We start from the raw sequence: 24443 nt of genomic DNA, 5'->3' as shown, positions 1-24443 counted from the left end.
CTTTAATTGCGGCAACGGTCTTGTACATGTGCGCTCAAATGCCCGTTCCTTACGCTGGCAGCATGTTCCTGAACATCGCCGGTTCAGAGTGGGCCATAATCATACTGCTTGCCTTGGTCCTGCTGTTTGGCACCAAGCGCCTGCCACAGTTTACGAGGACTATAGGCAGGGCCATGGGCGAGTACGAGAAGGCACGCCAGGCGATCCGCAGCGAGATGGAAGAGGCGGCCGAGCAGGCGCGCAGGGACGCCGGGGTCAGCAAGCTGCCGAGGATAACGGGGCCTGTTGCTACCGAGCGGGAAAAACTGGAGGCAATGGCCGTGTCGCTTGGCATAGACCATGCGGGCAAGACCGACGAGGAGCTCCGGGCGCTCATACTTGAGCGGATCAAGACCTGATCTTTACACTTAAATACACTGTTTTGTTAGCTTGGAGCCATGGCCCAGCCAATCAACCCCTTTGAGATGGCGCTCAAACAGCTCGACGAAGTAGCGAAACTGATAAAGCTTGACAGCGGCATGCACCAGGTACTTGCGCACCCAAAGCGCGTCCTCACCGTCTCCATCCCTGTCAAGATGGACTCGGGCGAGATCAAGGTTTTTACCGGCTTCCGCTCGCAGCACAACGACGCCCGGGGGCCGTACAAGGGCGGCATACGCTACCACCCGCAGGTCACCATCGACGAGGTCAAGGCGCTCTCGATGTGGATGACCTGGAAGTGCGCTATAGCTGACATACCGTACGGGGGAGGCAAGGGCGGCATCATCTGCAACCCAAAAGAGATGTCAAACGGCGAGCTGGAAAGGATGACGCGAAGGTACGCATACGGCATCGCAGACATTATCGGGCCGTACACCGACATACCGGCTCCAGACGTCTACACGGGCGGGAAGGAGATGGCCTGGATAATGGACACCTACTCGGCGCTGAAAGGCAACTATGTCCAGCCCGAAGTGATAACGGGCAAGCCGCTGCCGATAGGGGGCTCGCTTGGCAGGAACGAGGCGACCGGCAGGGGGCTGTCGTTTACAGTGCGCGAGGCGGCCAAAAAGCTAAAGATAAACATGAAGAACGCCACCGTCGCGGTGCAGGGCTTTGGCAACGCCGGCCAGTTTGCGTCGCAGCTGGTGGAGGCGCAGGGCGCAACCGTGATAGCTGCGTCTGACTCGCAGGGCGGCGTCTACAACAAGGCCGGCATCTCGATATCTGCGCTGCGCAAGCACAAGGAAAAGACCGGCTCTGTAGTGGGCTTTGCTGGCGCCAAGTCGATAAGCAACGAAGAGTTGCTAGAAACCGACTGCACTATCCTGATACCTGCCGCGCTTGAGAACCAGATCACCTCCAAGAACGCCAAGAACGTCAAGGCGAAAATAGTGGCTGAGGCGGCAAACGGACCGACGACTCCGGAGGCAGACGAGGTTCTCTTCAAGAACAAGACGCTCGTGATACCTGACATACTTGCAAACGGCGGAGGCGTGACCGTGTCATACTTTGAGTGGCTGCAGAACCTGCGCCGCGAATACTGGACCGAGGACGAGGTCAACCAAAAGCTTGACAAGAACATCACCAAGGCTTTCCTCGACATATACAAGACGCACGAGGACTATGGCGTCAACATGCGCAAGGCCTCGATGGTGCTCGCAGTCAACAGGGTCGTGGAAGCGACCAAGATCCGTGGCCTGTGGCCCTGACCTGCAAAAAGAAAGAACAGCAGAGGGAAAGATCCTCTGCTCACTTTTTCTTTACCCGCTTTCTTCCACGCAGTAACTTGTCCTGTTAAATGTATCGTTTTTCTCTCTATGTCATCGCCATCGCAGGAGCCAGAGAAATAGTCGAATCATATGCAGAGGCGTTTGGGAGAAAGGACTTTAGCAGGATGCGGGAAATGTTGCACGATACCAATTTTGCATTCAAGTGCCCGCTTCATGCGTTCCACAGCTCTGACGATTTTGCAGCCTTCCTGAACGGGCTTGGCCCACTCATAGAGAGAATCGAGGTAAAGAAGGTGATTGCCGACGAAAACGATGCCTGCCTGCTCTAAGATCTTGTCACGAACGTGCCTGCCGTGGGCACCACGCGCATGGCCGAATGGCTCCGCGTGGAAGGCGGCAAAATAACCTCTATACAGCTTTATTTCGATCCGAGGCCGTACGTGGCGATGCTTGAAAAGAAGTAAAAAGAGAGGGGTTTCTTATTCCGTGCTGAACGAGTGGCCGCACGAGCAGCTCTTTGTCACGTTCGGGTTGTTGATCTTGAAGCCAGAACCCATCAGGCTCTCGACATAGTCGATGTTGGCGCCCTTCAAGTAACGCTGGCTGTAGCTGTCGACAAGGAGCTTTACTCCGTTCTGCTCAAGAACCGCGTCGTCCTCGTCAGCCTTTTCCTCAAAGCCCATTCCGTACGACAGACCAGAACAGCCGCCGCCCGTGACGTATACTCGCAGGTAGAGGTTGCTGTTGCCTTCCTGCTTCATGAACTCGGCAACCTTTTCGGCAGCCTTTGGGGTTATTGTTATCGACTCTGCATGCTGAACGCTTTCCATACTGTGCGGAACTTGGCTTTTTTAATATAATAAGTTTTTCCTACCTGTCAATGCGGTTTTTGGTTGTAAAGGATCGAATCACTTTCTGGCAAAACGAGACAAAAGAAGATGAGGGGGAAAGATCAGGCAGACTTGGCAGCCGGCTTTTCCTCGGTGGCAGCCGCAGGAGCATCCGGAGCCTTCTTTTCGGCCGCTGCTGGTGCCGGAGCCGCATAGCTCTCGACGAATTTCAGGTTCTTGACTGCCGGGACGAACTTGAAAATGTCATTTGCCACCGCCCTCTTGATTATCTGCAGGCCCTCTGCAAGGTACGTCTCCTCTGGCAGCTCCATCTCGAGCGTCGAGCCTGAGAGGTTGAACTTGATCTTGGACTCTTCTATCGGTATCCTGCGCTTTATCAGAGCGGTTATCTTTTCGCTGTCTGTTTCGAGCTTTTTCACCACGTTCACGTCGTAGACCAGGGTCTTGCCTGCAAGGCGGTGGTTAAAGTCGACCTGCAGTCTGCCAGAGCCGATGTAGCGCACGATTCCGGTCCTGTCGTCCATCTCTACCACGTCGCCCACGCTGACCTCGTCGGCCTTGTCGCCCAGCTTTCTCTGCGGGACCATCCTCACCTTGTTCGGGTCGCGCTCGCCAAAGCCCTTGTCCGGCGTCACCTCGACGCCCATCTTGTCGCCGACGTTTGCCTTTGCAAGCGCCTCGTCGAGGCCCTTGAGAACCCACGCCTCGCCCACCGACACGAGCTTGGGCTCGTACTTGCGGGTAGGATCGTAGAGATCCGTCTTTTTGGCCTCTTCTTCGCGCGTGGTCTCGAAAACCTCGTTAGTGTCCTTAACTTTAGCAGTGTAATCTACCAGTATGAGGGAGCCCTTTTCAAATGGCATGAAAAGCGTGTCTGTTCTACGTTATATAATCTTAAAGAAAGAGGGGAAAGAAGGAAAAGAGGAAAGAGACTAGTTGAGCCCTTTCAGCTTTTCTAGGGCGACAGACGTAGCCTCCGGGTTTGCCTTGACGCCTATCATGTTCATGGCCGAGGCTATCGAGGCAAGGGTGCGCATGACATGGTACTTGTTGACCTCGCCCATGCAGCCGACCCTGAACACCTTGCCCTTGAGGTCGCCAAAGCCGCCTGCTACGAGCACTCTGAACTGCTCGCCAAGCAGGCCCCTGAACTTTTTGTCGTCCATGCCGGGCAGATAGTTGACTGCGATCACGACGTTGCTCCTTGCATCCGGCTTGGCAAACGGAGTAAGGCCCATCGCGCTCAGGCCCGAGTAGAACGCCTCTGCGCATATCCTGTGGCGCCTTATCCTTGCGTCCATGCCTTCTTCGAGTATGATGTCAAGTGCCTCCCTGAACGCGTAGTACAGCGGCAGGGCAGGAGTAAACGGTGTCTCAAAGTGCTCCTCCTGGTACTTGAAGTAGCGCTTCAGGTTCAGGTAACTCGTGGGCGGCGGGTTCTCTTGCATGTACTTTTTGGCGCGGGGGCTCACCGACACCGGCGAGACGCCCGGCGGGGCCGCAAGCGCCTTCTGCGAGGCAGTCACGCACACGTCGATGTTCCACTTGTCGACTGGCAGCTCGTCGCCTCCAAGTATCGAGACCGAGTCTGCTACAAAGAACGCGCCCTTGCTTGCCGCAAGCTGGCCCAGCTTGTCCATGTAGCGGATGGTGGTGCCTGTCGAAGTCTCGTTGTATACAGCGTACAGCGCCTTTATGTCCTTGTGCTGCTCAAACGCTTTCTCGTACTCTTCAAGCGGCGGGTTCTCGCCAAACGGCGCCTTGATCCTGATGGCCTGGCCGCCCCAGCTATCGATGAGGTCTGCGAGGCGGGTCGAGAACTCGCCGTTTACCGGGATTATCGCCTTGTCGCCCTTTTTGATGAGGTTGACCACCGAAGCCTCGACGGCGCCCGTGCCCGACGTGGTGAGAAGCACGATGTCGCCCTTGGTCTGGAAGACCTGCTGCGTCTTTTCAAATATCTCTTTGTATAGCACGCGAAAATCGTCGCTCCTGTGGTTTATCACCGGAGCAAGCATTGCATTCATTACCCTGTTTGGGACGTTTGTCGGACCTGGAAGCATCACGAGGTATTCCATGATCGGAAAAAGGGCGCGCTGGCCGTTATTTAAATCAACAAGAAAAATCGTTGGTTCTGTTGCTGTTATTCAGTTTCTTCCTCTTCCTCTTCTTCTGCTTCCTCGTTCTCGATCTCTAGTTCCTTTATGGAAAACCCGAGTTCCTTTGCTTTTTTCGCCAGCTCTACCGCGTTCTGCATGACCTTGATTGCGTCTGCCTCTGTCGTGTACAGTTCCAGTTCTACTTCCATTGCAATTTATTACGATGGCCGGGAACTAAAAGCGGCACGTTTACTTTGTGCCGCAATGTGTACTGCTACAGTCTATAGGAAAGACGATGTGAGGGCTGTGGAAAAAGAAATACCGGGCTAGGCATTGCTCTCGCCGTTGTTGTTATTATTGTCGCTCTCACCCAACTTTTCATCTATTTTCCTCTGGAGCTCCTTGTAGATCTCGTATTTCGTGGTCCACTTGTTCAGTACGAGCCATTGTCTTATGCCGATGACTATCCATGCCACGACGACACCAATTATTATGGTCCATGCTATTGGGTTTCCTGGTGGCCCGCGCCTGTCAAACGGCGGCCCCCTCGCATCCCCTTGGAAAGTGTCGCCCACCAGTATGTTGGTGACAATATGTGTCAGGGGCACAACTATGATTATCGAGAGTATCATCAGGACGAACATCTTTTTGGTCCTGTTCAGCTGGAGGACTATCTCGTCCATTATCCTAAAGATGTTCTCTGACGGCCTGCTGTCTGCCACCACCTAGGTTTTCCCCCTGTATGTTATAAGAAATGCAGTAACTATGTTACCTGTATCTACCATTATTTCTCAGGCTCCCTTCTTGGAAAGAGCAATTCGTACGGCTCTAGTATTTCCTTGAATATCGTCCTTCCCTTCTCCGAGATCTTGTATTTGATTATCGTCTTGTTTCCCCACGCTTCTTCGAACCTGACTATCATGCCCTTTGCAACCAGATCATCGACTATCTCCTTGTGTTTGACGTTGTTCAGGCCGCAGTAGCTCATGAGCTTACTCTGGTTGAGTTCACCATACTCGTACAGCTTTAGCATGATATCCTTGCGAATGTATATCCTATCGCGGTATTCGTGGACCAATTTAATCAGGTTTCTTTGTTGCGGAAGAGGTTGAGTTAAGCAGGTTAATGGGACGTGGCATGGCCGTTACCGGATCATTGCTCCTCCTAAAATGACTTTGCGGCTGTACATTAAGGGTGTGGGAACAAAGTTACCTGACTTTTCTGAACGACCAGTAAGAAAGATGATTAGGGCGGTCGAAATGGCGCCTTGGCAAATCGAAAACGCAATGTCTCCGGCTCCTGCCTGCTATTTCACAAGACGGCTGAACCCGCCCACAACGAGGCTTGACTCTTTCGTGATCAGGCCCAAGAACTCGTTTCCAAGTGGTTTGATTCTTCATCATCTTTGCAAACGTGTCTTTGCAGTGCTTGCGGTCTGGATAGTATTGCAGCTCCGCCCAAATGTCCTCATCTTCGCTGGCAGAGAAGGTCTTGTCGATGCATTCAATCCTCTCCATGGTGGCCTCGCCGCCAGAAAATTGATAATACTCAATTCTTGCCTCGTGTTTCTCGAACCATGGAACGAATTTCTTCAGGTTCTGTGCTACTGCATCACGGTTCTTTTTCGGCGCCTTGTAAAAGATGATTTCGATGTAACTTCCGATCTCTTTTGCAGACGATCCAGACTTGTTCATATTATAATGACGAACATTCGGCTGAGCTACATTAATAGTGGGTAACTAAGTTACGTGTCAAGGGTCAACAAGGGATAAAATAATACATACTGCCTTATGCGACATGGTAAACCTTAAACTCGCAACAGGAGTTGGCCTATCCGCGCTAGCACTCGCCTTTACTCTTGTTGTCGTCGTAGGCGGCATACCCGTTGTGGGCACGCCAGAAGGCATGCTGCTTCTAGGCACGAGCGCAATAGTGATGTCAATAGCAGCCTTTGTTGTTTCATGGAAGAAGGAAGGGTCCTATGTTATAGCAGGGTTACTGGGTGCAACCGGCTTGGCGTCGGCGGTACCTACGCTCCTCGCACTGATCAGCTTTCCAGTGATCGTCTTTCCAGGCCCCCTAGTCGGGGTCATCGTCGGGCTGGCGATATTTGGTCTTGGCGTGGCAAAAGGCATAGTGGCGGCAAAGGCAAAGGCGCAGGCGACAGCAACCGGGTGATCCCGTGGTAGCCATCAGTGCCGCCCGCATGGTGTCTACACCCACCGACCGGGTATGGGAGATAATCTCAGACATGGACGATGAACCAAGGCACTGGCGGGGTCTCGACTCCATCAGGAACATCGCAGGAATGGCAACGTGATCGAGAGGGAGGTTACGGTCGGTGCCATGGACTTACTTTTGTAGCATGCAGGTTGTAATGCTGAATCCAAAGAAATCGGTCGAGACCATCATAAAAGGGGGCGTGGTGATAGGCAGCAGGCTCATCACACTGAGCTCGCTCAAAAAGATGGCCGGACCGGGGTTGATGTTTCATAGAACATAGAGATGCTCGGGATAGTTGCAGCGACCGCAGGGATATTGTCCTCTTTCTCTGCAGGCGCGGGGAACCAAGCTCGGGTAACAAAGTTACGTGACTTTGGTGAACAATCGTTAATATAAAAAACCCCCTAGTCTGTCCATGACAAAACTTGTCAGCAAAAAAGTGCTTTTGCCTGCGGCGCTCGCAGCGACCGTCGCCCTTGTGGTACTGGCCATCCCGCCTGCTATAGCCGCTTCCTCATGGCAGGACGCGGCAGCAATGGGCCAGATGCCCAAGATAAACGGCACCGTGAACGCGGGCCAGACAATGAAGGACTTTCTCAACAGCAACCTGAAGGTGACGCTTTCGCAAGCCTCTGACACGGCGCAAAAGCAGGTCGACGGGGGCAAGGTCGTCGGTGGACACCTTGGAGTGGTGCAGGGCTACTTGGTCTACACATTCAAGGTGATAAACCCTGACAAAGAGACTGCAAACATGGTCATAGTCGACGCAGGCGACGGCAAGGTGCTGTTCAAGTCAGAGGACATGAGCCTCGGCGGGTTCATGGGCGGCGGTTATGGCGGGTTAGGCCACGGCAGGCACTCGCACTGGGGCAACAACGGAATGTTTGCCCAGCCGCCATTCTGGCACTAGAGTCTTTGCCGTTTCTGACTCCTCTTTTTTCTTTCTATAATTGCAATATTTTATAAAGAAACGCCATCACTGCCACATACAGTAATGATAATGATGACGACAGCTATGATGAAAGCGCGCCGCACCGCGCTTATCAAGCACGCATCTGCCGCCGGCTGCGACGCGGCGGCCGCGTTCGAGCCTGAAAACGTGTTCTACCTCACGGGCTTTTGGGGCGAGGCGATAGCAGTGTGCACGCCTGAAGGCACCAAGCTGGTTGCGCCCAAGCTGGAATATTCCAGGGCCGAGCAATCGTCTGTCAACTGCACGGTAATACCGACAGAGCGCGGGAGCGAGCTCCTCTCCACGTTTGCAGCACAGGTCAAGGGCAAAAAGGCCTGCACGGACTGCAGCGACTATGGCACTGTCGAGCAGGTGCGCAAGCTGGGCGCCGAAGTCGTGCTCAACACCGAGCCGTTCTTTCAGGCCCGCCGTATAAAGGACGAGGCGGAAATCCGGATCATTACAAGGGCGTCGCACATACTGGACAGCCTGTACGAGATATGCGAAGACGAGATCAGGGCAGGCGTTTCGGAGCGCCAACTGCAGGCCAAGCTGGTCTTTGAGGCAATGAAGATGGGGGCAAACCCGCCGTCGTACAAGTCTACTTTGAACCCGCTCATAATAGCAGGGGGGCCAAACGGCGCCCTGCCTCATGCCGAAGTGACCGACCGCAAATTCAAAAAGGGGGACATGATAGTGGTCGACCTCACCCTCCGGCACAGGGGATACATTGCAGACGCTACGCGCACATTTGCGCTCGGCTTTGCCACAAAAGAGATGGAGAAAGTGTACGGCATCGTGCAAGAGTCGCAAAAGGCCGGCCTTGCGGCGGCGCAGGCGGGCGCGACATGCGGCCAGGTGGACGCGGCGTGCAGGGACGTGATAAGTGAAAGCGGCTATGAAAAATACTTTATACACTCTACGGGGCACGGCATAGGGCTTGACGTGCACGAGCCGCCATGGCTTCGTCCCGGCAACAGCGAAATTCTGGCCGCCAACATGGCAGTCACAGTCGAGCCCGGCATATACCTTGAAAACAGGTTTGGCGTGCGCATAGAGGACAGCATCATCGTCAACCCGCAGGGCAAACCCAAAGTCCTGAACAGGTACACAAAAGACCTGGTGGTCCTTTAGCGGCGCAGCGCGTCTGCAACTGCCTCCATTATCCTGCGCGCCACTGCCTGCTTGCTGGCAAGCGGTACGCGCTCTACTTTTTTGTCCCTGTCTATCATGAAAACCTCGTTCACGTCAGAGCCTGCAGCCACGTTTGCAAGGTCGTTTGCAACCACCAGGTCGGCGCCAGACTCTTGCAGTTTCCTGTATGCCTTTTCGACAAGCTCTGATTGCGGGACGCCGTGGTCTGCCTTGAACGCGACCAAGAACGTGCCCTTGCTCTTTTTCTTGACCATGTCTATTATTTTTGTGGTGGGTTTGAGGGAAATCTCGACTCCTCCCGACCTGGTCTCTATTTTTTTCGGCGACTTGGACGTAGGCGTATAGTCTGCAACGGCTGCGGCCATCACGACGACATCGTAGTTGCTGCTGCCAAGCTCTCTTGCTACTGCGTCATGCATCTCTTGGCTCGTATGCACTCTGACTATGTTGCCTTGCGGGTTCTCGGTGCCGTGGCCGTACACAAGCGTGACTGTTGCTCCCATGCGCGCCGCCTCGTTTGCTATTGCGATACCCATCTTGCCCGAGCTCATGTTTGTGATGACTCTGATTGGGTCGATGTGCTCCACCGTGCTCCCAGCAGTCACGAGCACCTTTTTTCCTGCAAGCGATCCGCTTGCTGCCAAAAGCCTGATGGCTGCGTCCAGCACCTCTTCAGGCTCGGCCGCCTTGGCCTTGCCCTCCTCCATATTGGGGCCTACAAAAGTCACCCTGCCCTGCAGCTTTTTCACGTTATCCTGTATGAACGGGTTCTCGTACATCGCCTCGTGCATGGCAGGCGCTATGATGATGGGTATCTTGGACCCAAGCGCGACGCTCAGGACAGACGTGACTGGCGTGTCGTCGATCCCGTTTGCCGCCTTGCCTATCGTGTTGGCAGTGCATGGGTACACGACCACGAGGTCGGACATGCCGTAGTCGGCAAGCCTGATGTGCTCAAGCTCGCCTGTGAGCTTCGTGACCACTTCGTTGCCTGTCGCCCACTTGACCATGTCGGGGTGCAGGAGGGTAGCAGCAGTGGCCTCGCTCATGACTGCATGCACGTCTGCGCCGTGGCGCATGAGGAGCCTTGCAAGGTCTATTGCCCTGTAGGCGGCAACGCTGCCTGTTATGCACAGCACTATTTTCCTGCCTGCCAGCTCTTGTCCTTTTGAGCCCGTGATATCCTTGGACGGATGGTGATGATGATAATGATAATGATGATGGTGATGACGTTTCTGCTCTGGGTGGCCTGCACTCATTTTCCTGCCTGCCTCCTCATTTTTTCGGCCTCGCCGGGGGCCATGTGGAACGTGTTCTGCTCCTGGGGGAACCTGCCTGCCTTGACTTCCTGCGCATACGACGAGATGGCGTCAAGCATGGGCTTGGCAAGCTCGGCGTACCTCTTGACGAACTTGGGCTTGATGTCCTCGTATATCCCAAGCAGGTCGTGCAGGACAAGCACCTGGCCGTCGCAGCCGGGTCCCGAGCCTATGCCGATGGTGGGCACCGACGCCTTGCTCGTGACGAGTTCTGCCGCCTCACTTGCGATCATTTCAAGCACGATCGAGAACACACCTGCCTTTTCAAGCGCCTGCGCGTCCTTTACCAGCCTCGCCGCCGAGCCGGCGGTCTTGCCCTGCAGGCGATAGCCCTCCCACAGGGCGGCAGTCTGCGGCTTTAGCCCGATGTGGCCCATGACCGGTATGCCTGCGTCCACGATGGCCTTTGCCCTGCCTGCCATCTCTGCGCCGCCTTCCAGCTTGACTGCGTCGCAGCCGGCCTTGATCAGCTGCACCGCGCTCCCGACTGCTTTCTCGTCGCTTGGCTGGTACGAGCCAAAGGGCATGTCGCCCACTATCATGGCCCTCTTGGCCCCTCTGGAGACGGCCCCGCAGAACATGGCCATCTCATGCATGCCTATTGGGACTGTGCTTGGGTGGCCCAGAACCACCATAGCCGCGCTGTCGCCCACTAGGATGACATCGACTCCTGCCCTGTCGCATATCAGCGAGGTGGAATAGTCGTACGCGGTGAGCACTGCAATCTTTACTCCATCTTTTCTCATTGCCGCAAGGTCGCCCACGCTGACCTTCTTTTTTGCTGCTGGAGCAGCCGGCGATGATGACGACGATGACGGCTGGCTCATGCCCTCTTGTTCCCGCTCCTTATCGCCTTTAGCGACTGCGCAAGGTTCTTTTTGTTGTCAAAGTCGGCAAGTATCTTTTCAAGCGCCCTCCTGTCCTTTCCCTCAAGCGCCCAAGCCTGCTCTACGAGCGCGGGCATTGCGCGCACAAGGTTGTCCACTATTGTCACATGTGCCGCCACCGCAGTCCTGGACAGCGGGTTGAGGTCTATTGTCACCACGCGCTTGCCCATCCGTACAAGCGCCTCCGTCCTGTCGCCGTCTTCAAGCGGCACAAATACCACGTCTGCCGCAAAAATGCCTTCAGGATCGACCCTCCTGCGCTCGCTTGACAGCTCGGGTATCCTAGCAGAAGCGCGCCCGCCCACGCCGAGCACCTCCTTGGCGCCATACCTCCAAAGCTCGTCCCTTATTGCTTTCTCGCGCTCCTCCGTCCTGTAAAACAGGTTTACCTCTATCCTAGCACCGGTCGCCTGCGCCAGCTCGACTATTTCTTTGGGCACGAGGGCCGCGGCGTTGCCGTTCACAGACAGCACCGGCCTTTTCGCAAGCAGTAACATGGCCGCTGCGGCCTTTGTAGCCGCCCTTGCCTGCGCGCTGGTGCGCTCGCCAAGCAAATAGTCAAAAGCCTCGCCCCTGCCGTGCGCTATCAGCCCTTCTGCCGCGACTAGGTTGCGCCTAAAGCCGTCCACCAGCTTTTCTCTGGTGTGTAGAGACTTGGCACGTGGGTGGTCTGCCGGGATCATCTGTGTCTGGTTACCCTCGCCCCTGTGCCGTCGATTCCGCAGACGATGAGCCTGCCGCCAAACTCTCTCAGGGCATCGGCAGCTTCTGCTGCGCGCCCGCCCGGGACGAGCGTGAATACTGTGTGGCCAAAGAGCGCCACGCTTGCCGCAAACCCTCTCTGCTTCAGCGCGTCCAGAGGCGCCCTGCAAACTCCCTCCGTAAGGCCGAGCGTTCCTGCAAACTGGTACGACATGCCCAGAAAGTCGTCGACGCTCCTTGATTCTGCGAGCCTGGCAAGCATCCTGCCGCCCAAGCCGTTTATCTCTGCCATCCTGCCTGCGAGGAACGACTTGGTCGATATCGGAGCCATGCAGAATATCACTGCCTTGTACTGGTCGCCATCGCCGAGCGGGATCCTGTCGACCGTGCCAACGCCGGGCGCGCCGGCCGTCCTGCGCATCTCAAACCCTCCGGCAAACTCGGCGATCACGGTCCCAAGGCCCGTCCTGCACGCAAGCTCGGCCATGTGCGCTACCTGTGCGGCCTCGGTCGTGCTCTTGCCTGCGCCAAGAGCCTCGTTGAGCGCATAGCTGAGCGAGAGCGCAGCAGCCCCGCTTGAACCCATACCAAAGCCCACCGGGATGCCTATCTCGTGCTCTGCCTTGACAAAATACTGTTTGTCTGCATCTTTCAGGTAATAGTCTATGACCCACTGGGAGACTTCGGCCTCTCTGGGCCTGGCGGCCTTGCCGTTTATCAGCACTTTGGAGCCGGCCATCCTTCCTCCATCGTAGACGCTGACCGCAGTCTCGATGCCAACGTCTACTGAAAACCCTGCACCCCTCGACCCCCTGAAGAGCGGGTCCTTTATCTCTGTGTGCGGGACTTCAAAAAAGCCGGTTATGTGACCTGGTGAGAACGCCTTGGCTACAGCTATCGGCGCTGTAACCACCGCTGATGCCATACGCCAATTTATAAGTGGCAGAAAATATAAAAATAATGTTTAATTAGTTTAAATGCGCTTATACTATTTATGCCGAGGTACGCAAGGCGCCTGCAGCAGATCGGCAGCAGCATACTCGTGTCGCTGCCAAGCGAGTGGGTCAAGAGCAACAATCTGAAAAAGGGGAGCATAGTGCCTGTCGACGTAAACCGGGACAACACGCTCTCGATATTCCCGTCCGAGTCGGAGGTGGAGCACACAAAGGAGACCCTGATACAGTACTCGCCGGCCTCGATGGAGACGCTTGTCAACCAGGTTTATGGCGCCTACTTGCTCGGGTACGACACGATACGGGTCAGGGCCAGCGGGGGCGCCTCCATCACTTACGAGGACTCAGAGCGCTTCAAGCGCGCCATGAGAAAGCTGGTCGGCCTGGAGATAGTGGAAGAGGACCGCAAGAACATCACCTCGCAGTTCCTGCTCGACCCGAACACGCTTGACGCAGAGAGGATACTGCGCCGGCTCAACTCAATCGTGGCCGGCATGTTCAAAGACACCGTGGAGGCGATAAGGTCAAAAGAGAACACGGTGCGCAGGTCGATAGACGCAAGGGACGACGAGGTGGACAGGCAGTATTTCCTGCTGGTCCGCCTGATAAGGAGCGCCATGATGGACCAGAAACTTGCCGCCAAGCTGAACCTCAGCAACATCGACATACTGGATTACCGCATCGCGGCAAACCTGCTAGAGAGCGCAGGCGACTATATCGTGGACCTCGTCAGCATGAAGGATTTCTCGCACATCGATTTTGTGGACAGGTTCGTGCAGGCCGGCAAGCTGGTGGAGGAGATGCAGGAAAAAGCAGTAGCCGCGTTTGCAAACAAGAACAGGTCAGACTCGCTTGTCGTGCTCGGCACGTATGCCCGGTTCAACGAGGCGATGAACCAGATAAAAGAGATGTCCGCGGCCGACGGCGTCAAGGGCCCCGAGTCGACAATAGCGATGCTCACCCTTGCCTACTCGATGGACAGGATAGCAAAGTGCTGGGTCGATGTGGCAGACCTGGTCAAGCCGGTGCACCTGGTGGAGCCTTTCAGAAACGGCTAGCTGTGATCGGTGGCAAATGCTGCCGTCAGGACGACAATGGCATCTCGCCTTTTTTCTTGCCGGTCAGTTCACGACCAGGCCCTTTGAGTCGATCTCGATCTCAAAGGCGCTATAGCCTGCGGCCTTGATGCCGGCTGCAACCCTTTCGCTGTCCTGCTTGCTTGCCGCAAGGGCTATTATCGCTCCTCCGCCCCCTGCGCCGGTTATCTTGGCTCCAAGGGCGCCGGAGCTCCTTGCGATGTCTATCAGCTCGTCGGCCTTTTCGTGCGTGACACCGAGCCTCTCCAACAGAAGCTGGTTCTCGTTCATCAGCATTCCCAGGTGGTCGACGTTGCCGCTGTTGAGCGCGTTGAGCGCCTGGTTGCAGATGTCCTTTGACTGGGCCATGAGCCCCTGGAAAGCCATCTGGTTGGCCTCCTTCAGCCTGCGGACGCTGGAGACGAGCTCGCCCGTGTTGTGCTTGATGCCTGTGTTGCCTATAACCATGAACAGGTCAGACTTGCTCTCCACCTTTTTGTAGCCCTCGCCCCTGCTGTAGAATATCATGCCGCCGTAGGTGCTGACGTAGCAGTCCGCGCCGGACGAGTTCTTGTGTATGATGCGCTCGGCCTCTATTGCACTCTCGCATATCTTTTTCCTGTCCGTCTTGCCGAGCAGCTCCTCTACCGCCGCAATGGTTGCGACTAGCGCGGCTGCGGACGAGCCCAGACCGACGCCGTACGGGATGTCGGAGCTCATCTCGATCTCTAGACCCGTGCCTGCAGGCTGCTTTCTGGACACGAGCACCTGCCTTGCCGCAAAATAGATAGGCTCAAGCGTCGCCCTTGCGTTTGCCCCCTCTATCAGCCTGAAGGTCGAGCCCTCAAACTCGCCTGCTGCAATGTCGGAGCGTATCGTGACCTTGCCCTCCTTGCCCTTCCTGGCAGAGACAGTTATCCTGCGGTTTATCGACGCCAGTATCGCAGGGTTACCGTACACCACAAAGTGCTCCCCAAACAGGATTATCTTTGCCGGAGCCGACGCCTTGCCCTTTGTCGCCGTTGTCGTCATACGAATATCACCGAAGAATACCCCACCACTGCGTCCTTGTCCCCCGTTACGTCGCCGCTTGTCGCATATTTCAACAGCTCGCCCCGGGTCGCCCCAAGGCTCCTGGCAGCGACCATGACAGAAGCTATCGCGCCGTATCCGCAGGCAGACACGTCCAGCCTCTGCAGGACGGAATAGAACCTGTTAACATCGAGTGACAGCATCGCCTGTATCAGCTCGCCATCCTTTCTGTGGGCCACGTCGTTTGGCTCATAGTGTGTGAGGTCGGACGATGCGATGAGCAGCATCTCGTCTTCCTTTTCTCCCTCCTCGCCCTTCTCTGCCGCCGTGTCTGCAATTGCCTTGCCGAGGTCAAAGGCCGTGTCAATGTCCTGCATGATGAGCACAACGGGGACGATGGTAAATTTCTTCTTTTTTATGTACTGCAGAAACGGCAGCTGCACCTCCAGGCAGTGGTCGCGGCTGTGGGCAAAGTCGTCATAGTCGACAATGCCGGACCTCGATGCTATCTCTTCTGCGACCTCGCTGTTCACCTCGACCTGGCCAAGCGGCGTCTCCCACGCGCCGGCGCGCATTGCCGCCACGCCGGAGCCTATGCCATAGTGGTTGGGCCCGACCATCACTGCGGTCTGGAAATCAAGTGCCGAGGCTGCGTAAAAGCCGTTTGCGGCCACGGCGCCCGAGTATGCATAGCCGGCGTGCGGGCAGACCATGCCGTATATCCTGCGCCTGGTCGGGGCTGGCGGCGGCATGCCCGGCCCGAACTTCGTGTTGCGGAAGGACTGGTCGATGGCCGCCTCAAGGTCGCGTGCGTCGCCGGGGTAAAACATGCCGGCCACCGCCGGCGCGCGCCTAGTCTTTACCAAAATGTCATCCTCTCTCTCTTTGCCAGCAGTTGATGGAGTCGCCAAGTCATATAAACCAAATAGGAAAAGAAGCAGATAAAAAGAAAGAAGGAGGAGGAAAGGGAGAGGGAAAAATTGCTACGAGATCTCTTCGACGAGCTTGGTCTCAAAGTCGTCGATAGAGACTTTCATCTCGCTGTCGGACCTGATCTTGCCCTGCTTCTTCATAACTTCTCTTGCAAGCAGCCAGTAGACTGTGGCAAGCGCCTTCCTGCCCCTGTTGTTTGCCGGGATGACCAGGTCGACCTTTGAAGTGACGTTGTCGCTGTTAGAGATGGCTATGACAGGCACGCCTGCCCTTGTGGCCTCTATCACGGCCTGCTGGTCTGCCTGCGGGTCGGTCACGACGACGATCTCGGGCTCCATATAGTTTGGAAGCGACGGGTTGGTGAACGTGCCGGGCATGAACCTGCCCAGTATGCGCCGGGCGCCGGTCAGCTCGCAGAACTTTTCCACCGGGGTCTTGCCGTACTCCCTTGCGGAGGTTACTGCCACCCTGGACATGTCTGCCCTGCCGATGAACTTGGCGGCCACGTCTATCCTTGCAAGCGTCTTGCTGATGTCAAGGATGTAGAGGCCCTCCGGGTTTGCGCGCACGATAAAGGGCGCCATGTATTTCGTCTTTACCGGCGTCCCAACCCTGATGCCTGTAGAAAGTATCATCTTTTCTAAATTGTCAGTGTCAATCGACTCTTGTCCCTCGGGGCTTTCGACCACCGCTTCTTCCTCTGCTCCTGCTGTCTCTTCTTCCTCGACGACAGCCGCAGTAGTGGTAGTAGAAGCCTCGGTCTCTGCCGGGATCGAGCCTTCCTCTGGATTACCGCTCATGTTGCAGGGGTCAGTTCGGCCATACCAGCTATTAAACCATACTCTGACATGCGCAAGAGCTCGTTCAGCTTGGCCACCCGCTCGCCTCCGAGCACGCCAGTCTTGAGCATCTTTGACCCTGTCGCAACGGCGATATGGGAGATGTGTGAGTCAGACGACTCGCCGGACCTGTGCGACGTGATTATCTTTATCCCGTTCCTAGTGCACTCTTTGGCGAACAAGAGCGCATCATGCAGGCTGCCTGCCTGGTTCACCTTCAGTATCGCCCCCGAGCATGCACCGTAGCCAACGGCCTTTTTCACCATCTCTGCGTTGGTCACGAGCATGTCGTCGCCTGTCACAAGAGTGGCAGGGTTCTTCTTTGTCAGGGCGGCCATGCTTTCAAAGTCGCCCTCGTGCACGGGGTCTTCTGCGTATGCCAGCCTGTAGTCGCGCATCAGCCTGTTTGCAAACTCGATCTGCTCGCCAGTGTCCCTCTTCAGCCCCTGCCGGGCATAGTCGTAGACCTGCTTCTCCTCGTCCCAGAAGGACGAGCTTGCAAAGTCTATGCCAAGGGCCATGTCTCTGCCGAGCGTATAGCCACAGTTTTTGACCGCCTTTTCTGCTATTTCAAGGGCCTGGTCGTTGTTCACGTTTGGGGCCCACGCTCCTTCGTCGCCCCTGCCGTACGTGAACCTGCTGTCTATGGACTCGATTACCTTGCGCAGTTCCGAGTGGAGCTTAAAGTTCATTTCAAGCGCCTCCATGACGTTCCTGGCGCCGACAGGACATGCCAGTACCTCCTGGATGTCCGGAGTGCCGGGGCCTGCGTGCGCGCCGCCCCCGAGTATGTTGCCAAGCGGGAACGGGAACCTGTACGGGCCCCTCGGTTTTAACAGCTTGAAAAGGGGCACCCCCTGCGCCCTGGCGGCCGCATCCACCGCCGCTATCGACAGCGCATAAGCCACCGACCCGCCTATCTTGCTGTAATTTTCAGTGTCGTCGACTTTGCGCAGGGCGTCATAGGCCGCCTTTGTGTCCGAAGCGTCCAGGCCGAGGAACTTTTTCCTGTTTTCGTTGAACGCGGCAAGCGCCTTTTCCGGCTTGTTGTCTGGAAAGCTCTGTGCCTCGAGCTTGCCGACGCTTGCTCCGGAGGGCGCGCACGCCCTGCCTGCAAACTTTTTGTTGACCGTGACATCGACCTCGATGGTCTTGCTGCCCCTGCTGTTGAAGACTAGTCTTGCGCCAAGCGACGTGATTCTGGGAGAAGGCATCTAGCGTGGGGAAAAGCGGCGTTCGTTATTTATTCATTCTATCTCGGTCTGGACCTCGGACATCCTGCGCCTGAGTGCCTCGTAGTAGGGGATTATCTGGTAGATGGTCTCGACGCTTGACACGAACATGCGCCTGCAGCAGTAGCGTTTGACCCCAAGCGAGTCCATGACCTTTGCCGGGTCCTCGCCCGACTTTACCCTGTTGGTGTACTCGCCGTACTTGTCGGCGACCAGACCTCCGCAGGTAAAGCAACGGATCGGGATAAGCATCTTGTTCTTCTGCCATGTCCGTTGGCAGGCACGTTATAAAAACCATTACAAGAATAATGGTGTTTCCGAGATGGGTGCCTAGGAGAGCCTGGACACTATTATCCCTGCGCCGGCGGACACGGCCCCGCCCACAAGCACCACGAACCCGACTATGGCCCAGTTGACGGCCGGCCACTGGATCTCGGGCCACGCAAGGGCGGGCCAGCGTATCTCTGTCACGCTGAGGGCGTACGCTCCCATCGCCATAAGCAGTATTCCTCCGACTATAAGGGACATGACCTTTATCATGCTGGCTGCCTCCTGTGCCGGCTGGCTTTAAGACATGCCAAGCTCGCAATCTTTGATCGGGAGGACAGCTTGCTTGCGCACGCACACACGCGCCGGCTGTACGTACGCAATATTCAAATTAGCGCGGGCCGGCGTCTAGTGTGTTGGAGCGGGAGTCGCCCAGCCTGGTCAAAGGCGTAAGACTGAGGCTCTTATCCCGAAGGGGTTCGTGGGTTCAAATCCCATCTCCCGCACCATCTTTACCTTTCTAAAACCGCTGGCGCGCGTTTCCAGTGGAAAACGGCAAAAACAATTGTTCTTTTATGTCAGTTCAAGACAGCGGGCGGCAAAGTGCGGCGGGAGAAGAGTAAATGCTGCTGCCGCCATTTTTTCCGGCAGCCAAAAAAATGACTGCGTAAATCCGCCCGTGCCCCTTCCTCCGCCATTTGCCGGCATGAACACACATGTGCAGGTGCGTGCGCGCGTTTCCAGACTTCTACAAATACAAGCGTAGTTGTAGGTCCTAGTTAGTTCTTTTATGCGAGACTGCCGCTTCTTGAGCAGAGCGGCCCTGAAAAGTGCTGGCCAGATCTGGAAATTTGCCGGTAAAAGCAGAGCGTAAATCCCACTCGACCCTATTTTAGTTCCATGGCATGCGCCCGTCATAATGTTCGCTACCAACTGTAATGAACTGGCCGAAACGGGCTGGCGAAGCGTATGTTTCCAGGGTACAAGTCCCGCGTTCAGCAGATGGTTCTGCTTCAATGGTGTATGTCAGTTGTGCCGCATTGTGGCCGGGGTAATTGACATCTGACGGGGATATGTACATCCGCATTCCCACACTATCTTTATTGGAGTCGACTAGGTTTCCAGAGACTAATCGAATAATGCTGCCTTTCGAATTAAAGCTGTCAACGTAATTGCTGATGACATCTTTTATCCTGAAATTGGAACCAGGGTCGTTGGCATCGTCGTCTGTAAAGTTGTATTGTACTGTGACATGGCCCGTCGTGCCAGGACGCAAAATGAAGTCGTGGACTGGCGGCTTGGCATCCTGGAGCAGCACCTTCTTGTCTGCGAATCCCGAGTCGCTTATTATATCTGCAGACCTGAACTGGCTGGGTATTTCTGGCCCGCCGTAATACATTGGGAGAGCCTGGTTGGACGGCTTGACTGTTTCAGGACCGCCAGACATGACCGCCACCACTATACTGGCGATCAACGCACCAATTGCGACTGCGGTCGCCAGACAAATAAATTTTAGACTCGTTCTCAATTGTCATTTACACACCAGCATGAGAAAAATAAAAAAATTGTGGAGGATCTCAAGTTCCGGCGCTGGTCTGCCACGTCTGCGTGAAGGAAGAGCTGGACACGGTACTTGTAGAGATCAGCGTCGTTCCAGAGTTGTTCTTCATAGTTATTATCATGTCACGGAATCCTGCGTTGGGTTCTGTCGAATCCATCGGTGTTGGAATTGGGTGTTGATTTTCGGGTGGCAGATATGAGGATTCAAATAGCAAATTTACAGTACTGATACTGCATATTCATGGCCGACAAGATAGCTCCCAAAGACCTTGCGGTGAGAAAAGACGACTTTGTTCTCATAGACGTTAGAGAGGCGGATGAAGTCAGGGAAGATGGCACAATCGAAGGCGCTATCAACATACCACTTGGACAGCTCATACGAAACGCCCGGCAGGGAAAACTGGACGACCTGAAAGGAAAAGAAGTTGTTACGTACTGCAATGGCGGCTATCGTGGAAATATCGGCGCAGACGAGCTTGGCAAAAAGGGATTCCGGGCCACAACCATTGACGGTGGCTATGAAGCATGGAAAAGCGCCAACGGCAAAGAGAAATGATGGATCAAGCTTTTAATGAGTGATGGAGCGAGTAAAAGAGATGAAAATAGGTATCATAATATCGCAGACAGGCGCCGAAACTGTCTGGAACGCTCTTAGATTTGCCAGTACTGCTGCTGTACTTGAAGATCATCAGGTCAAAATATTCATGCTTGGCGCAGGCGTCGAAATCGAGAGCATCAAAAGCGAGAAATTCAACGTAAAGGAGCAGCTGGACAAACTGGACCAGCTTGGCGGGACCATGCTTGCCTGCGGCACCTGCATCAAGTCAAGGAACATGATGCAGTCATTTGAAGTGTGCCCGGTATCCACAATGAAGGACATGCTCAAGCTGGTCGTCGAATCGGACAGGGTCTTGACGTTCTAGCAACCGACCTGCGACAGGAGCAGCCGCGCCGCAACGCCCTTTATAAACAACCGAATACGCGACAGAACTAGGCACACTATGGCTCAATACTATCTGGCAGCAATGAACTGGTCTCTAGCCTACGTAGCAAGCTTGGGAGGATGGGAAAATACTAAGTATTGAACAAGTTCTACACGGCGGCATTCCTCAACACATCAAGCGCAGGTGGCAAAGTCAATCCATGTCAGATTTGATACTCTCAGCCTGAACGCCACGGCTAAAGCCGTTTCTGTCTAGAAGTCGTCTTGAATAATCTTATTAATTCCAAAGACTGAGCAGGAATAGGTGACTAACGCTCAAGCACGGCTTGAGGTCTCGTCTCTAGATTACGATGCCCGTGGAAACGGGGTGGAAAAGGTAAGGCGAGGTTCACCGCTTGTTTTTATGGGCAGATGCGTGCTCTTCAGATAGGGTCTAGTCTCGCAGAAGGCAGAAGAGATTATTACCTGCAACATACAACTACAATGCGTCAGGAGCAGGACGATATAACATGCCTTTCAAACTCTACAAGGGCAGCTCGGATACTATAGCCGCGGAGCTGGCCAAGACGAGGGAGTGCTTCATTGGCGCAAAGGGAATCGACGAGATGGCAGACTATGCCCAAAATGTCATGAAGCTTGACATCAGGTCATACGATCTGGAGAAGACCAAGAAGATACTGGAAGGCGTATCTCTTTCTGAAATCGTAAGCAGGGCTCGTGCGGCAAAGTATGGGACAAAAGAGAATCTATTTTGACACATCCGCGTACCTTCTGAGATTCAGCGACGAGAAGCCCCTCAGCGAAGTCGTCAACCTGATTTTCAGAAAATGCGAAGAGGGCAAGCTGACCCTTGTCACCTCGTTGTGGACGCTAAGTGAAGGCGTGGCTGCGCTTGACCAGGCTATCAAGGTGAAAGGCAACATAGCCCGACCGCAGATTGACAGTACCATCTCGTCACTGCTTGGGCTGACAATCGACCTTGCAAGGCGCGGGAGCCTTGACTTGATAGAGCCTACTGGCAAGCTCGTACGTGGATCCTGGGACATGATGAGGAAGAGGCACCTTTCAGCAGACGACGCGCTGCATGCTTTTACTGCCAGCGTGGGCGAGTGCGACCTGTTTGTACTGGCTGACAATTATTTTGCCGAGCGGTTGAAAGGGGATATAGACGCCGGCTACGACCAGCTGGAAAGCGACCAGATAGCATATGAGGCGTATAACCTGAGGGTTGCCGATGACAGACGGCTGTTAAAGCAAAAGATTGATTCGCTGTAGTTTTGACGCCAGCCTCTGTTACAGGAAGGCAAAATTGTGATATTGATTTTAAACATTGCGAGATGAGCCAATAATACTGCCTTAGACAAGAATACACTGTTGACTCTGCGGCTGATTTGCCACATTTTCCCTGTAATATCACCAGTGATCCGCCGAAGAATTACCAGTGTCTGACAGTTCGTCTTGCATATTGTTCTTAACCCCTGAATTATACTAGGGAGGGCCTAGCAGTTGCCTGTCTAGAAGTTTAGAAGATAATCTGGCTATCAACTGGCGGCTTTGCACGAGAACTACCTGTGTTTTCGGTATTTAGCGTCGAGGTAGGCAATCTGATAAGCGTCATGTATTTATAGCAACGATACTATAGTTCTATAGTAACCAAACTATAGATGATCTAAATGGACGAGACCTCCTTCAAGATACTAGAAACCCTCTCAAGGGAGATAGGGACGGAGATGTCAATAAGCCAGCTTACCGAGAGGATAGGCGAGTCATACGGCAAAGCCTACTATGCCAACATCTACAACAAGCTCCAGCAGCTTGCACGGGATAATATCGTGACGATCAGCAAGGTAGGCAACACCTCAATCGCCAGGATCAACTTCGACGACTACTGGATAATGGACATACTCGCACAGGTAGAGATGCAGCGGAAGCGTATCTTTCTGAAGGATACTGCCAACGCCTCTACCGCGATTCTCTTCTCGGACATAGAGAAGACCTTCCTGACAGACCTCCCCTTTGTCAGGTCGATATCCGTAATAAGACCTGAAAAGAACCAAATGACCAACAGGACCGAACTGCTGATTTTAGTGAAGGGCTACGGGATGGACTTTTTCCCAGAGCAAGAAGACGCCAAAGCCGTGCACCGTGCGATAAAGTCAATACAGATGATGCACCCGCAACAGATAGACTATCTGATCCTTAACGAGGCAAAGTTCTTGGATCAGATTACGTCAGACGAGCTCAACCCAGTACAGGAAATGCTTGCCGACAAGATAACCTTCTACGGGCCGCAGAACTTTTGGCACGCCATCCAGGTAATCGCAGAAAAAGGGATTCCGATAAAGATTGCAAAGAGCGAGACTTCCCCGCACAAGATCTCGGAACAAGACTTGGTGTACAACATGGCAAAGTTCGGCTACAATGAGATGGGGACCAGGCTGACAAAGGAGAGGGAAATGTGCATAGAATACACGGTAGCGGCCATGATGGCGCAGGGCGATGCCAGAAGGATAGAGGCAGTACCGGTCCTGCTTGCAAAGAACACCGTAAACTATGACATGCTGATCTTCCTTGCAAGGAAGTTCAAGCTCATCGGAAAACTGATGGGGCTTATCCAGGCACTGTCAGACATCATCCCGGAAAAGAAGGACCTGCAGTACGCGATAAAGGTGATGAAGGAGATGAGGATAGAGGCCGAGCCTGCAGACCGTGCCAGTATCATGGAGAAGATGAGGTTGTACAATGCCGCTTGACAGGTCCGGTCTTATGGGGCTGCTTGCCGCCGTAGACAAGGAACTGGAGCGGAAAATAGTTCTTGTCGCGGCCGGCGGGACTGCTATGACCTTGCTGGACATAAAGCCGTCGACGATCGACATCGACTTTACCGGTCCTAGTGACGATATCAAGGAGTTCAACAAGATTCAGAAGAGCATACCGCACGGCTTCAAGGTAGATACGTGGACGGACGGGGCAGTCTTTAGCCAGATGCTGCCAGATGACTACTTGGAAAAGAGCATTCCAGTAAAGACAAAGCTGAAGAAGGTACAGTTGAGGGCGCTCCACCCTGTGGACATAGTGGTGACCAAGATAGGAAGGTTGAACGAAAGGGATCTACAGGACATAGAGGCGTGCATCAAGAAGTTCGGGCTACAGAAAGGCCAGATCGAGAGGAGGGCACGGAAGGTTCAGTATGTGGGGAACGAAAGGGTGTACGAGCTTAATCTCCAACACTTGCTGAAACATTTCTTTTGAAAATTTAGACACTGTTAACTTGGCTGCTGATTCTGCTCCGGCCAGAACGCTGTTAAATTCGCGACTGGTCGTTAGCGATTTTACGAAGGAGAAGATGTGAAATCAGCCGCCAACTTAACAGCGTCAAAATTTATACACTGTTCAATCTTAGGGACATTTGGCAATAATGCATGCTCAATATCGCTAGCGATGACCCGATCTTTGAACAGTGTCGTTCAATCCGTCAATTTTTAACGGGTTGTACAATGAACGCTGGATTATAGGGTTAGACAATTACATATGGAAACATTGAAAAGAAATAATAGCTGCGTCTTTAACAGTTGCGTAGACGATCAGTCATATTAATAATTGCTATTGCTGTATCCGGAACTAAGAATCAAGCCTAAACGGGCTTGTGCCCAAATCACGTCGTTCATGTCATAAGCTGGTAGAGGAAAGCACCACGATTGTTAAATA

33 protein-coding genes and 1 tRNA gene are annotated in these 24443 nt (G+C 54.4%); 15 read left to right on the top strand and 19 right to left on the bottom strand.

What is annotated here, in order from left to right:
- The first annotated feature begins 38 nt into the window (after nucleotides 1–38).
- The 3 genes from WKI84_RS08345 (at nucleotide 39) to WKI84_RS08335 (ending at nucleotide 2041) form a co-directional block, all read left to right on the top strand.
- A complete protein-coding gene (locus WKI84_RS08345; protein ID WP_337863083.1) occupies nucleotides 39–398 on the top strand; it encodes a twin-arginine translocase TatA/TatE family subunit in 360 nt (119 codons plus the stop codon).
- Between the two features lie 39 nt (nucleotides 399–437).
- Complete coding sequence (locus WKI84_RS08340) at nucleotides 438–1691, top strand: Glu/Leu/Phe/Val dehydrogenase (protein WP_337863082.1); 1254 nt, start codon at nucleotides 438–440, stop codon at nucleotides 1689–1691.
- Between the two features lie 89 nt (nucleotides 1692–1780).
- On the top strand, nucleotides 1781–2041 hold the full coding sequence (locus WKI84_RS08335; RefSeq protein ID WP_337863081.1) for a nuclear transport factor 2 family protein: 261 nt from the start codon (nucleotides 1781–1783) through the stop codon (nucleotides 2039–2041).
- 150 nt (nucleotides 2042–2191) lie between these two features.
- Here WKI84_RS08335 and erpA read toward each other — a convergent pair whose 3' ends face one another.
- From erpA to WKI84_RS08300, 7 genes are all read right to left on the bottom strand, one after another.
- Complete coding sequence (gene erpA / locus WKI84_RS08330; protein ID WP_337863080.1) at nucleotides 2192–2542, bottom strand: iron-sulfur cluster insertion protein ErpA; 351 nt, start codon at nucleotides 2540–2542, stop codon at nucleotides 2192–2194.
- A 122-nt stretch (nucleotides 2543–2664) separates the two neighbouring features.
- Complete coding sequence (locus WKI84_RS08325; protein ID WP_337863079.1) at nucleotides 2665–3426, bottom strand: FKBP-type peptidyl-prolyl cis-trans isomerase; 762 nt, start codon at nucleotides 3424–3426, stop codon at nucleotides 2665–2667.
- A 69-nt stretch (nucleotides 3427–3495) separates the two neighbouring features.
- Nucleotides 3496–4626: an alanine--glyoxylate aminotransferase family protein gene (locus tag WKI84_RS08320; protein WP_337863094.1), complete on the bottom strand. Its 1131-nt coding sequence runs from the start codon at nucleotides 4624–4626 to the stop codon at nucleotides 3496–3498.
- Between the two features lie 80 nt (nucleotides 4627–4706).
- The gene (locus WKI84_RS08315; RefSeq protein WP_337863078.1) at nucleotides 4707–4871 is read right to left on the bottom strand and encodes a hypothetical protein; all 165 of its coding nucleotides are present in this window, start codon (nucleotides 4869–4871) and stop codon (nucleotides 4707–4709) included.
- A gap of 117 nt (nucleotides 4872–4988) precedes the next feature.
- The gene (locus WKI84_RS08310) at nucleotides 4989–5387 is read right to left on the bottom strand and encodes a hypothetical protein (protein WP_337863077.1); all 399 of its coding nucleotides are present in this window, start codon (nucleotides 5385–5387) and stop codon (nucleotides 4989–4991) included.
- A 59-nt stretch (nucleotides 5388–5446) separates the two neighbouring features.
- Nucleotides 5447–5650: a hypothetical protein gene (locus WKI84_RS08305; protein WP_337863076.1), complete on the bottom strand. Its 204-nt coding sequence runs from the start codon at nucleotides 5648–5650 to the stop codon at nucleotides 5447–5449.
- A gap of 220 nt (nucleotides 5651–5870) precedes the next feature.
- On the bottom strand, nucleotides 5871–6356 hold the full coding sequence (locus tag WKI84_RS08300; RefSeq protein ID WP_337863075.1) for a hypothetical protein: 486 nt from the start codon (nucleotides 6354–6356) through the stop codon (nucleotides 5871–5873).
- 193 nt (nucleotides 6357–6549) lie between these two features.
- Here WKI84_RS08300 and WKI84_RS08295 point away from each other — a divergent pair, with 193 nt between their 5' ends.
- The 4 genes from WKI84_RS08295 (at nucleotide 6550) to WKI84_RS08280 (ending at nucleotide 8971) form a co-directional block, all read left to right on the top strand.
- Nucleotides 6550–6840 (top strand): hypothetical protein, encoded by a 291-nt coding sequence (locus tag WKI84_RS08295; RefSeq protein ID WP_337863074.1) that lies wholly within the window; start codon nucleotides 6550–6552, stop codon nucleotides 6838–6840.
- A gap of 187 nt (nucleotides 6841–7027) precedes the next feature.
- On the top strand, nucleotides 7028–7165 hold the full coding sequence (locus tag WKI84_RS08290; RefSeq protein WP_337863073.1) for a hypothetical protein: 138 nt from the start codon (nucleotides 7028–7030) through the stop codon (nucleotides 7163–7165).
- A 135-nt stretch (nucleotides 7166–7300) separates the two neighbouring features.
- Nucleotides 7301–7795, top strand: coding sequence for a PepSY domain-containing protein (locus WKI84_RS08285; protein WP_337863072.1), 495 nt, complete (start codon nucleotides 7301–7303; stop codon nucleotides 7793–7795).
- Between the two features lie 90 nt (nucleotides 7796–7885).
- Nucleotides 7886–8971, top strand: a complete 1086-nt coding sequence (locus WKI84_RS08280; protein WP_337863071.1) for a M24 family metallopeptidase — start codon at nucleotides 7886–7888, stop codon at nucleotides 8969–8971.
- Here WKI84_RS08280 and coaBC read toward each other — a convergent pair.
- The 4 genes from coaBC to WKI84_RS08260 are packed head-to-tail and all read right to left on the bottom strand — an operon-like array spanning nucleotide 8968 to nucleotide 12825.
- On the bottom strand, nucleotides 8968–10251 hold the full coding sequence (gene coaBC / locus WKI84_RS08275; protein ID WP_337863070.1) for a bifunctional phosphopantothenoylcysteine decarboxylase/phosphopantothenate--cysteine ligase CoaBC: 1284 nt from the start codon (nucleotides 10249–10251) through the stop codon (nucleotides 8968–8970). The two genes, WKI84_RS08280 and coaBC, sit on opposite strands and share 4 nt — an antisense overlap.
- Nucleotides 10248–11138 carry a 3-methyl-2-oxobutanoate hydroxymethyltransferase gene (gene panB, locus WKI84_RS08270; RefSeq protein ID WP_337863069.1) on the bottom strand — a complete coding sequence of 297 codons (891 nt, stop codon included), beginning with the start codon at nucleotides 11136–11138 and terminating at the stop codon, nucleotides 10248–10250. Before panB ends, coaBC begins: the two co-directional genes overlap by 4 nt.
- Nucleotides 11135–11881, bottom strand: coding sequence for a 4-phosphopantoate--beta-alanine ligase (locus WKI84_RS08265; protein WP_337863068.1), 747 nt, complete (start codon nucleotides 11879–11881; stop codon nucleotides 11135–11137). Before WKI84_RS08265 ends, panB begins: the two co-directional genes overlap by 4 nt.
- On the bottom strand, nucleotides 11878–12825 hold the full coding sequence (locus tag WKI84_RS08260; protein WP_337863067.1) for a hypothetical protein: 948 nt from the start codon (nucleotides 12823–12825) through the stop codon (nucleotides 11878–11880). Before WKI84_RS08260 ends, WKI84_RS08265 begins: the two co-directional genes overlap by 4 nt.
- A 69-nt stretch (nucleotides 12826–12894) precedes the next feature.
- Between WKI84_RS08260 and WKI84_RS08255 the strand changes: the two genes are divergently transcribed.
- Nucleotides 12895–13911 carry a phosphate uptake regulator PhoU gene (locus WKI84_RS08255; RefSeq protein WP_337863066.1) on the top strand — a complete coding sequence of 339 codons (1017 nt, stop codon included), beginning with the start codon at nucleotides 12895–12897 and terminating at the stop codon, nucleotides 13909–13911.
- Nucleotides 13912–13974: 63 nt separating this feature from the next.
- Here the strand turns inward: WKI84_RS08255 and mvk are convergent, their stop codons facing one another.
- The 6 genes from mvk to WKI84_RS08225 all read right to left on the bottom strand — a co-directional run bounded on the left by mvk (nucleotide 13975) and on the right by WKI84_RS08225 (nucleotide 18463).
- Nucleotides 13975–14961, bottom strand: a complete 987-nt coding sequence (gene mvk / locus WKI84_RS08250) for a mevalonate kinase (protein ID WP_337863065.1) — start codon at nucleotides 14959–14961, stop codon at nucleotides 13975–13977.
- The gene (locus WKI84_RS08245; protein WP_337863064.1) at nucleotides 14958–15827 is read right to left on the bottom strand and encodes an MEMO1 family protein; all 870 of its coding nucleotides are present in this window, start codon (nucleotides 15825–15827) and stop codon (nucleotides 14958–14960) included. Before WKI84_RS08245 ends, mvk begins: the two co-directional genes overlap by 4 nt.
- 117 nt (nucleotides 15828–15944) lie before the next feature.
- Entirely contained in the window at nucleotides 15945–16694 is a 750-nt protein-coding gene (rpsB, locus tag WKI84_RS08240; RefSeq protein ID WP_337863063.1) for a 30S ribosomal protein S2, read from the bottom strand.
- Entirely contained in the window at nucleotides 16691–17947 is a 1257-nt protein-coding gene (locus WKI84_RS08235; protein ID WP_337863062.1) for an enolase C-terminal domain-like protein, read from the bottom strand. Before WKI84_RS08235 ends, rpsB begins: the two co-directional genes overlap by 4 nt.
- Nucleotides 17948–17980: 33 nt before the next feature.
- A complete protein-coding gene (locus tag WKI84_RS08230) occupies nucleotides 17981–18217 on the bottom strand; it encodes a DNA-directed RNA polymerase subunit N (protein ID WP_337863061.1) in 237 nt (78 codons plus the stop codon).
- Between the two features lie 78 nt (nucleotides 18218–18295).
- Nucleotides 18296–18463, bottom strand: coding sequence for a hypothetical protein (locus WKI84_RS08225; RefSeq protein WP_337863060.1), 168 nt, complete (start codon nucleotides 18461–18463; stop codon nucleotides 18296–18298).
- Between the two features lie 190 nt (nucleotides 18464–18653).
- Here WKI84_RS08225 and WKI84_RS08220 point away from each other — a divergent pair.
- Nucleotides 18654–18741 (top strand) — tRNA-Leu (locus WKI84_RS08220).
- A 383-nt stretch (nucleotides 18742–19124) separates the two neighbouring features.
- Here the strand turns inward: WKI84_RS08220 and WKI84_RS08215 are convergent.
- Both WKI84_RS08215 and WKI84_RS08210 read right to left on the bottom strand, forming a co-directional pair.
- Nucleotides 19125–19706: a hypothetical protein gene (locus WKI84_RS08215; RefSeq protein WP_337863059.1), complete on the bottom strand. Its 582-nt coding sequence runs from the start codon at nucleotides 19704–19706 to the stop codon at nucleotides 19125–19127.
- A gap of 103 nt (nucleotides 19707–19809) precedes the next feature.
- Complete coding sequence (locus WKI84_RS08210; RefSeq protein WP_337863058.1) at nucleotides 19810–19950, bottom strand: hypothetical protein; 141 nt, start codon at nucleotides 19948–19950, stop codon at nucleotides 19810–19812.
- Nucleotides 19951–20033: 83 nt separating this feature from the next.
- On the opposite strand from WKI84_RS08210, the gene WKI84_RS08205 reads away from it, so the two are divergent.
- From WKI84_RS08205 to WKI84_RS08180, 6 genes are all read left to right on the top strand, one after another.
- A complete protein-coding gene (locus tag WKI84_RS08205; protein WP_337863057.1) occupies nucleotides 20034–20348 on the top strand; it encodes a rhodanese-like domain-containing protein in 315 nt (104 codons plus the stop codon).
- Nucleotides 20349–20388: 40 nt separating this feature from the next.
- Nucleotides 20389–20715 (top strand): DsrE family protein, encoded by a 327-nt coding sequence (locus WKI84_RS08200; protein WP_337863056.1) that lies wholly within the window; start codon nucleotides 20389–20391, stop codon nucleotides 20713–20715.
- 529 nt (nucleotides 20716–21244) lie between these two features.
- Nucleotides 21245–21490 carry a hypothetical protein gene (locus WKI84_RS08195; protein ID WP_337863055.1) on the top strand — a complete coding sequence of 82 codons (246 nt, stop codon included), beginning with the start codon at nucleotides 21245–21247 and terminating at the stop codon, nucleotides 21488–21490.
- Nucleotides 21465–22010: a type II toxin-antitoxin system VapC family toxin gene (locus WKI84_RS08190; protein ID WP_337863054.1), complete on the top strand. Its 546-nt coding sequence runs from the start codon at nucleotides 21465–21467 to the stop codon at nucleotides 22008–22010. The genes WKI84_RS08195 and WKI84_RS08190 overlap by 26 nt, the downstream gene beginning before the upstream one ends.
- A 398-nt stretch (nucleotides 22011–22408) precedes the next feature.
- Nucleotides 22409–23488 carry a hypothetical protein gene (locus tag WKI84_RS08185; protein WP_337863053.1) on the top strand — a complete coding sequence of 360 codons (1080 nt, stop codon included), beginning with the start codon at nucleotides 22409–22411 and terminating at the stop codon, nucleotides 23486–23488.
- Nucleotides 23478–23987 carry a DUF6036 family nucleotidyltransferase gene (locus WKI84_RS08180; protein WP_337863052.1) on the top strand — a complete coding sequence of 170 codons (510 nt, stop codon included), beginning with the start codon at nucleotides 23478–23480 and terminating at the stop codon, nucleotides 23985–23987. The genes WKI84_RS08185 and WKI84_RS08180 overlap by 11 nt, the downstream gene beginning before the upstream one ends.
- Nucleotides 23988–24443: the final 456 nt, after the last annotated feature.

Source organism: Nitrososphaera sp. (genome assembly GCF_037447015.1).
Classification (GTDB): domain Archaea; phylum Thermoproteota; class Nitrososphaeria; order Nitrososphaerales; family Nitrososphaeraceae; genus Nitrososphaera.
The sequence above is the reverse complement of the archived record's forward strand: the minus strand, read 5'-3'. Positions and strand labels throughout refer to the sequence as shown.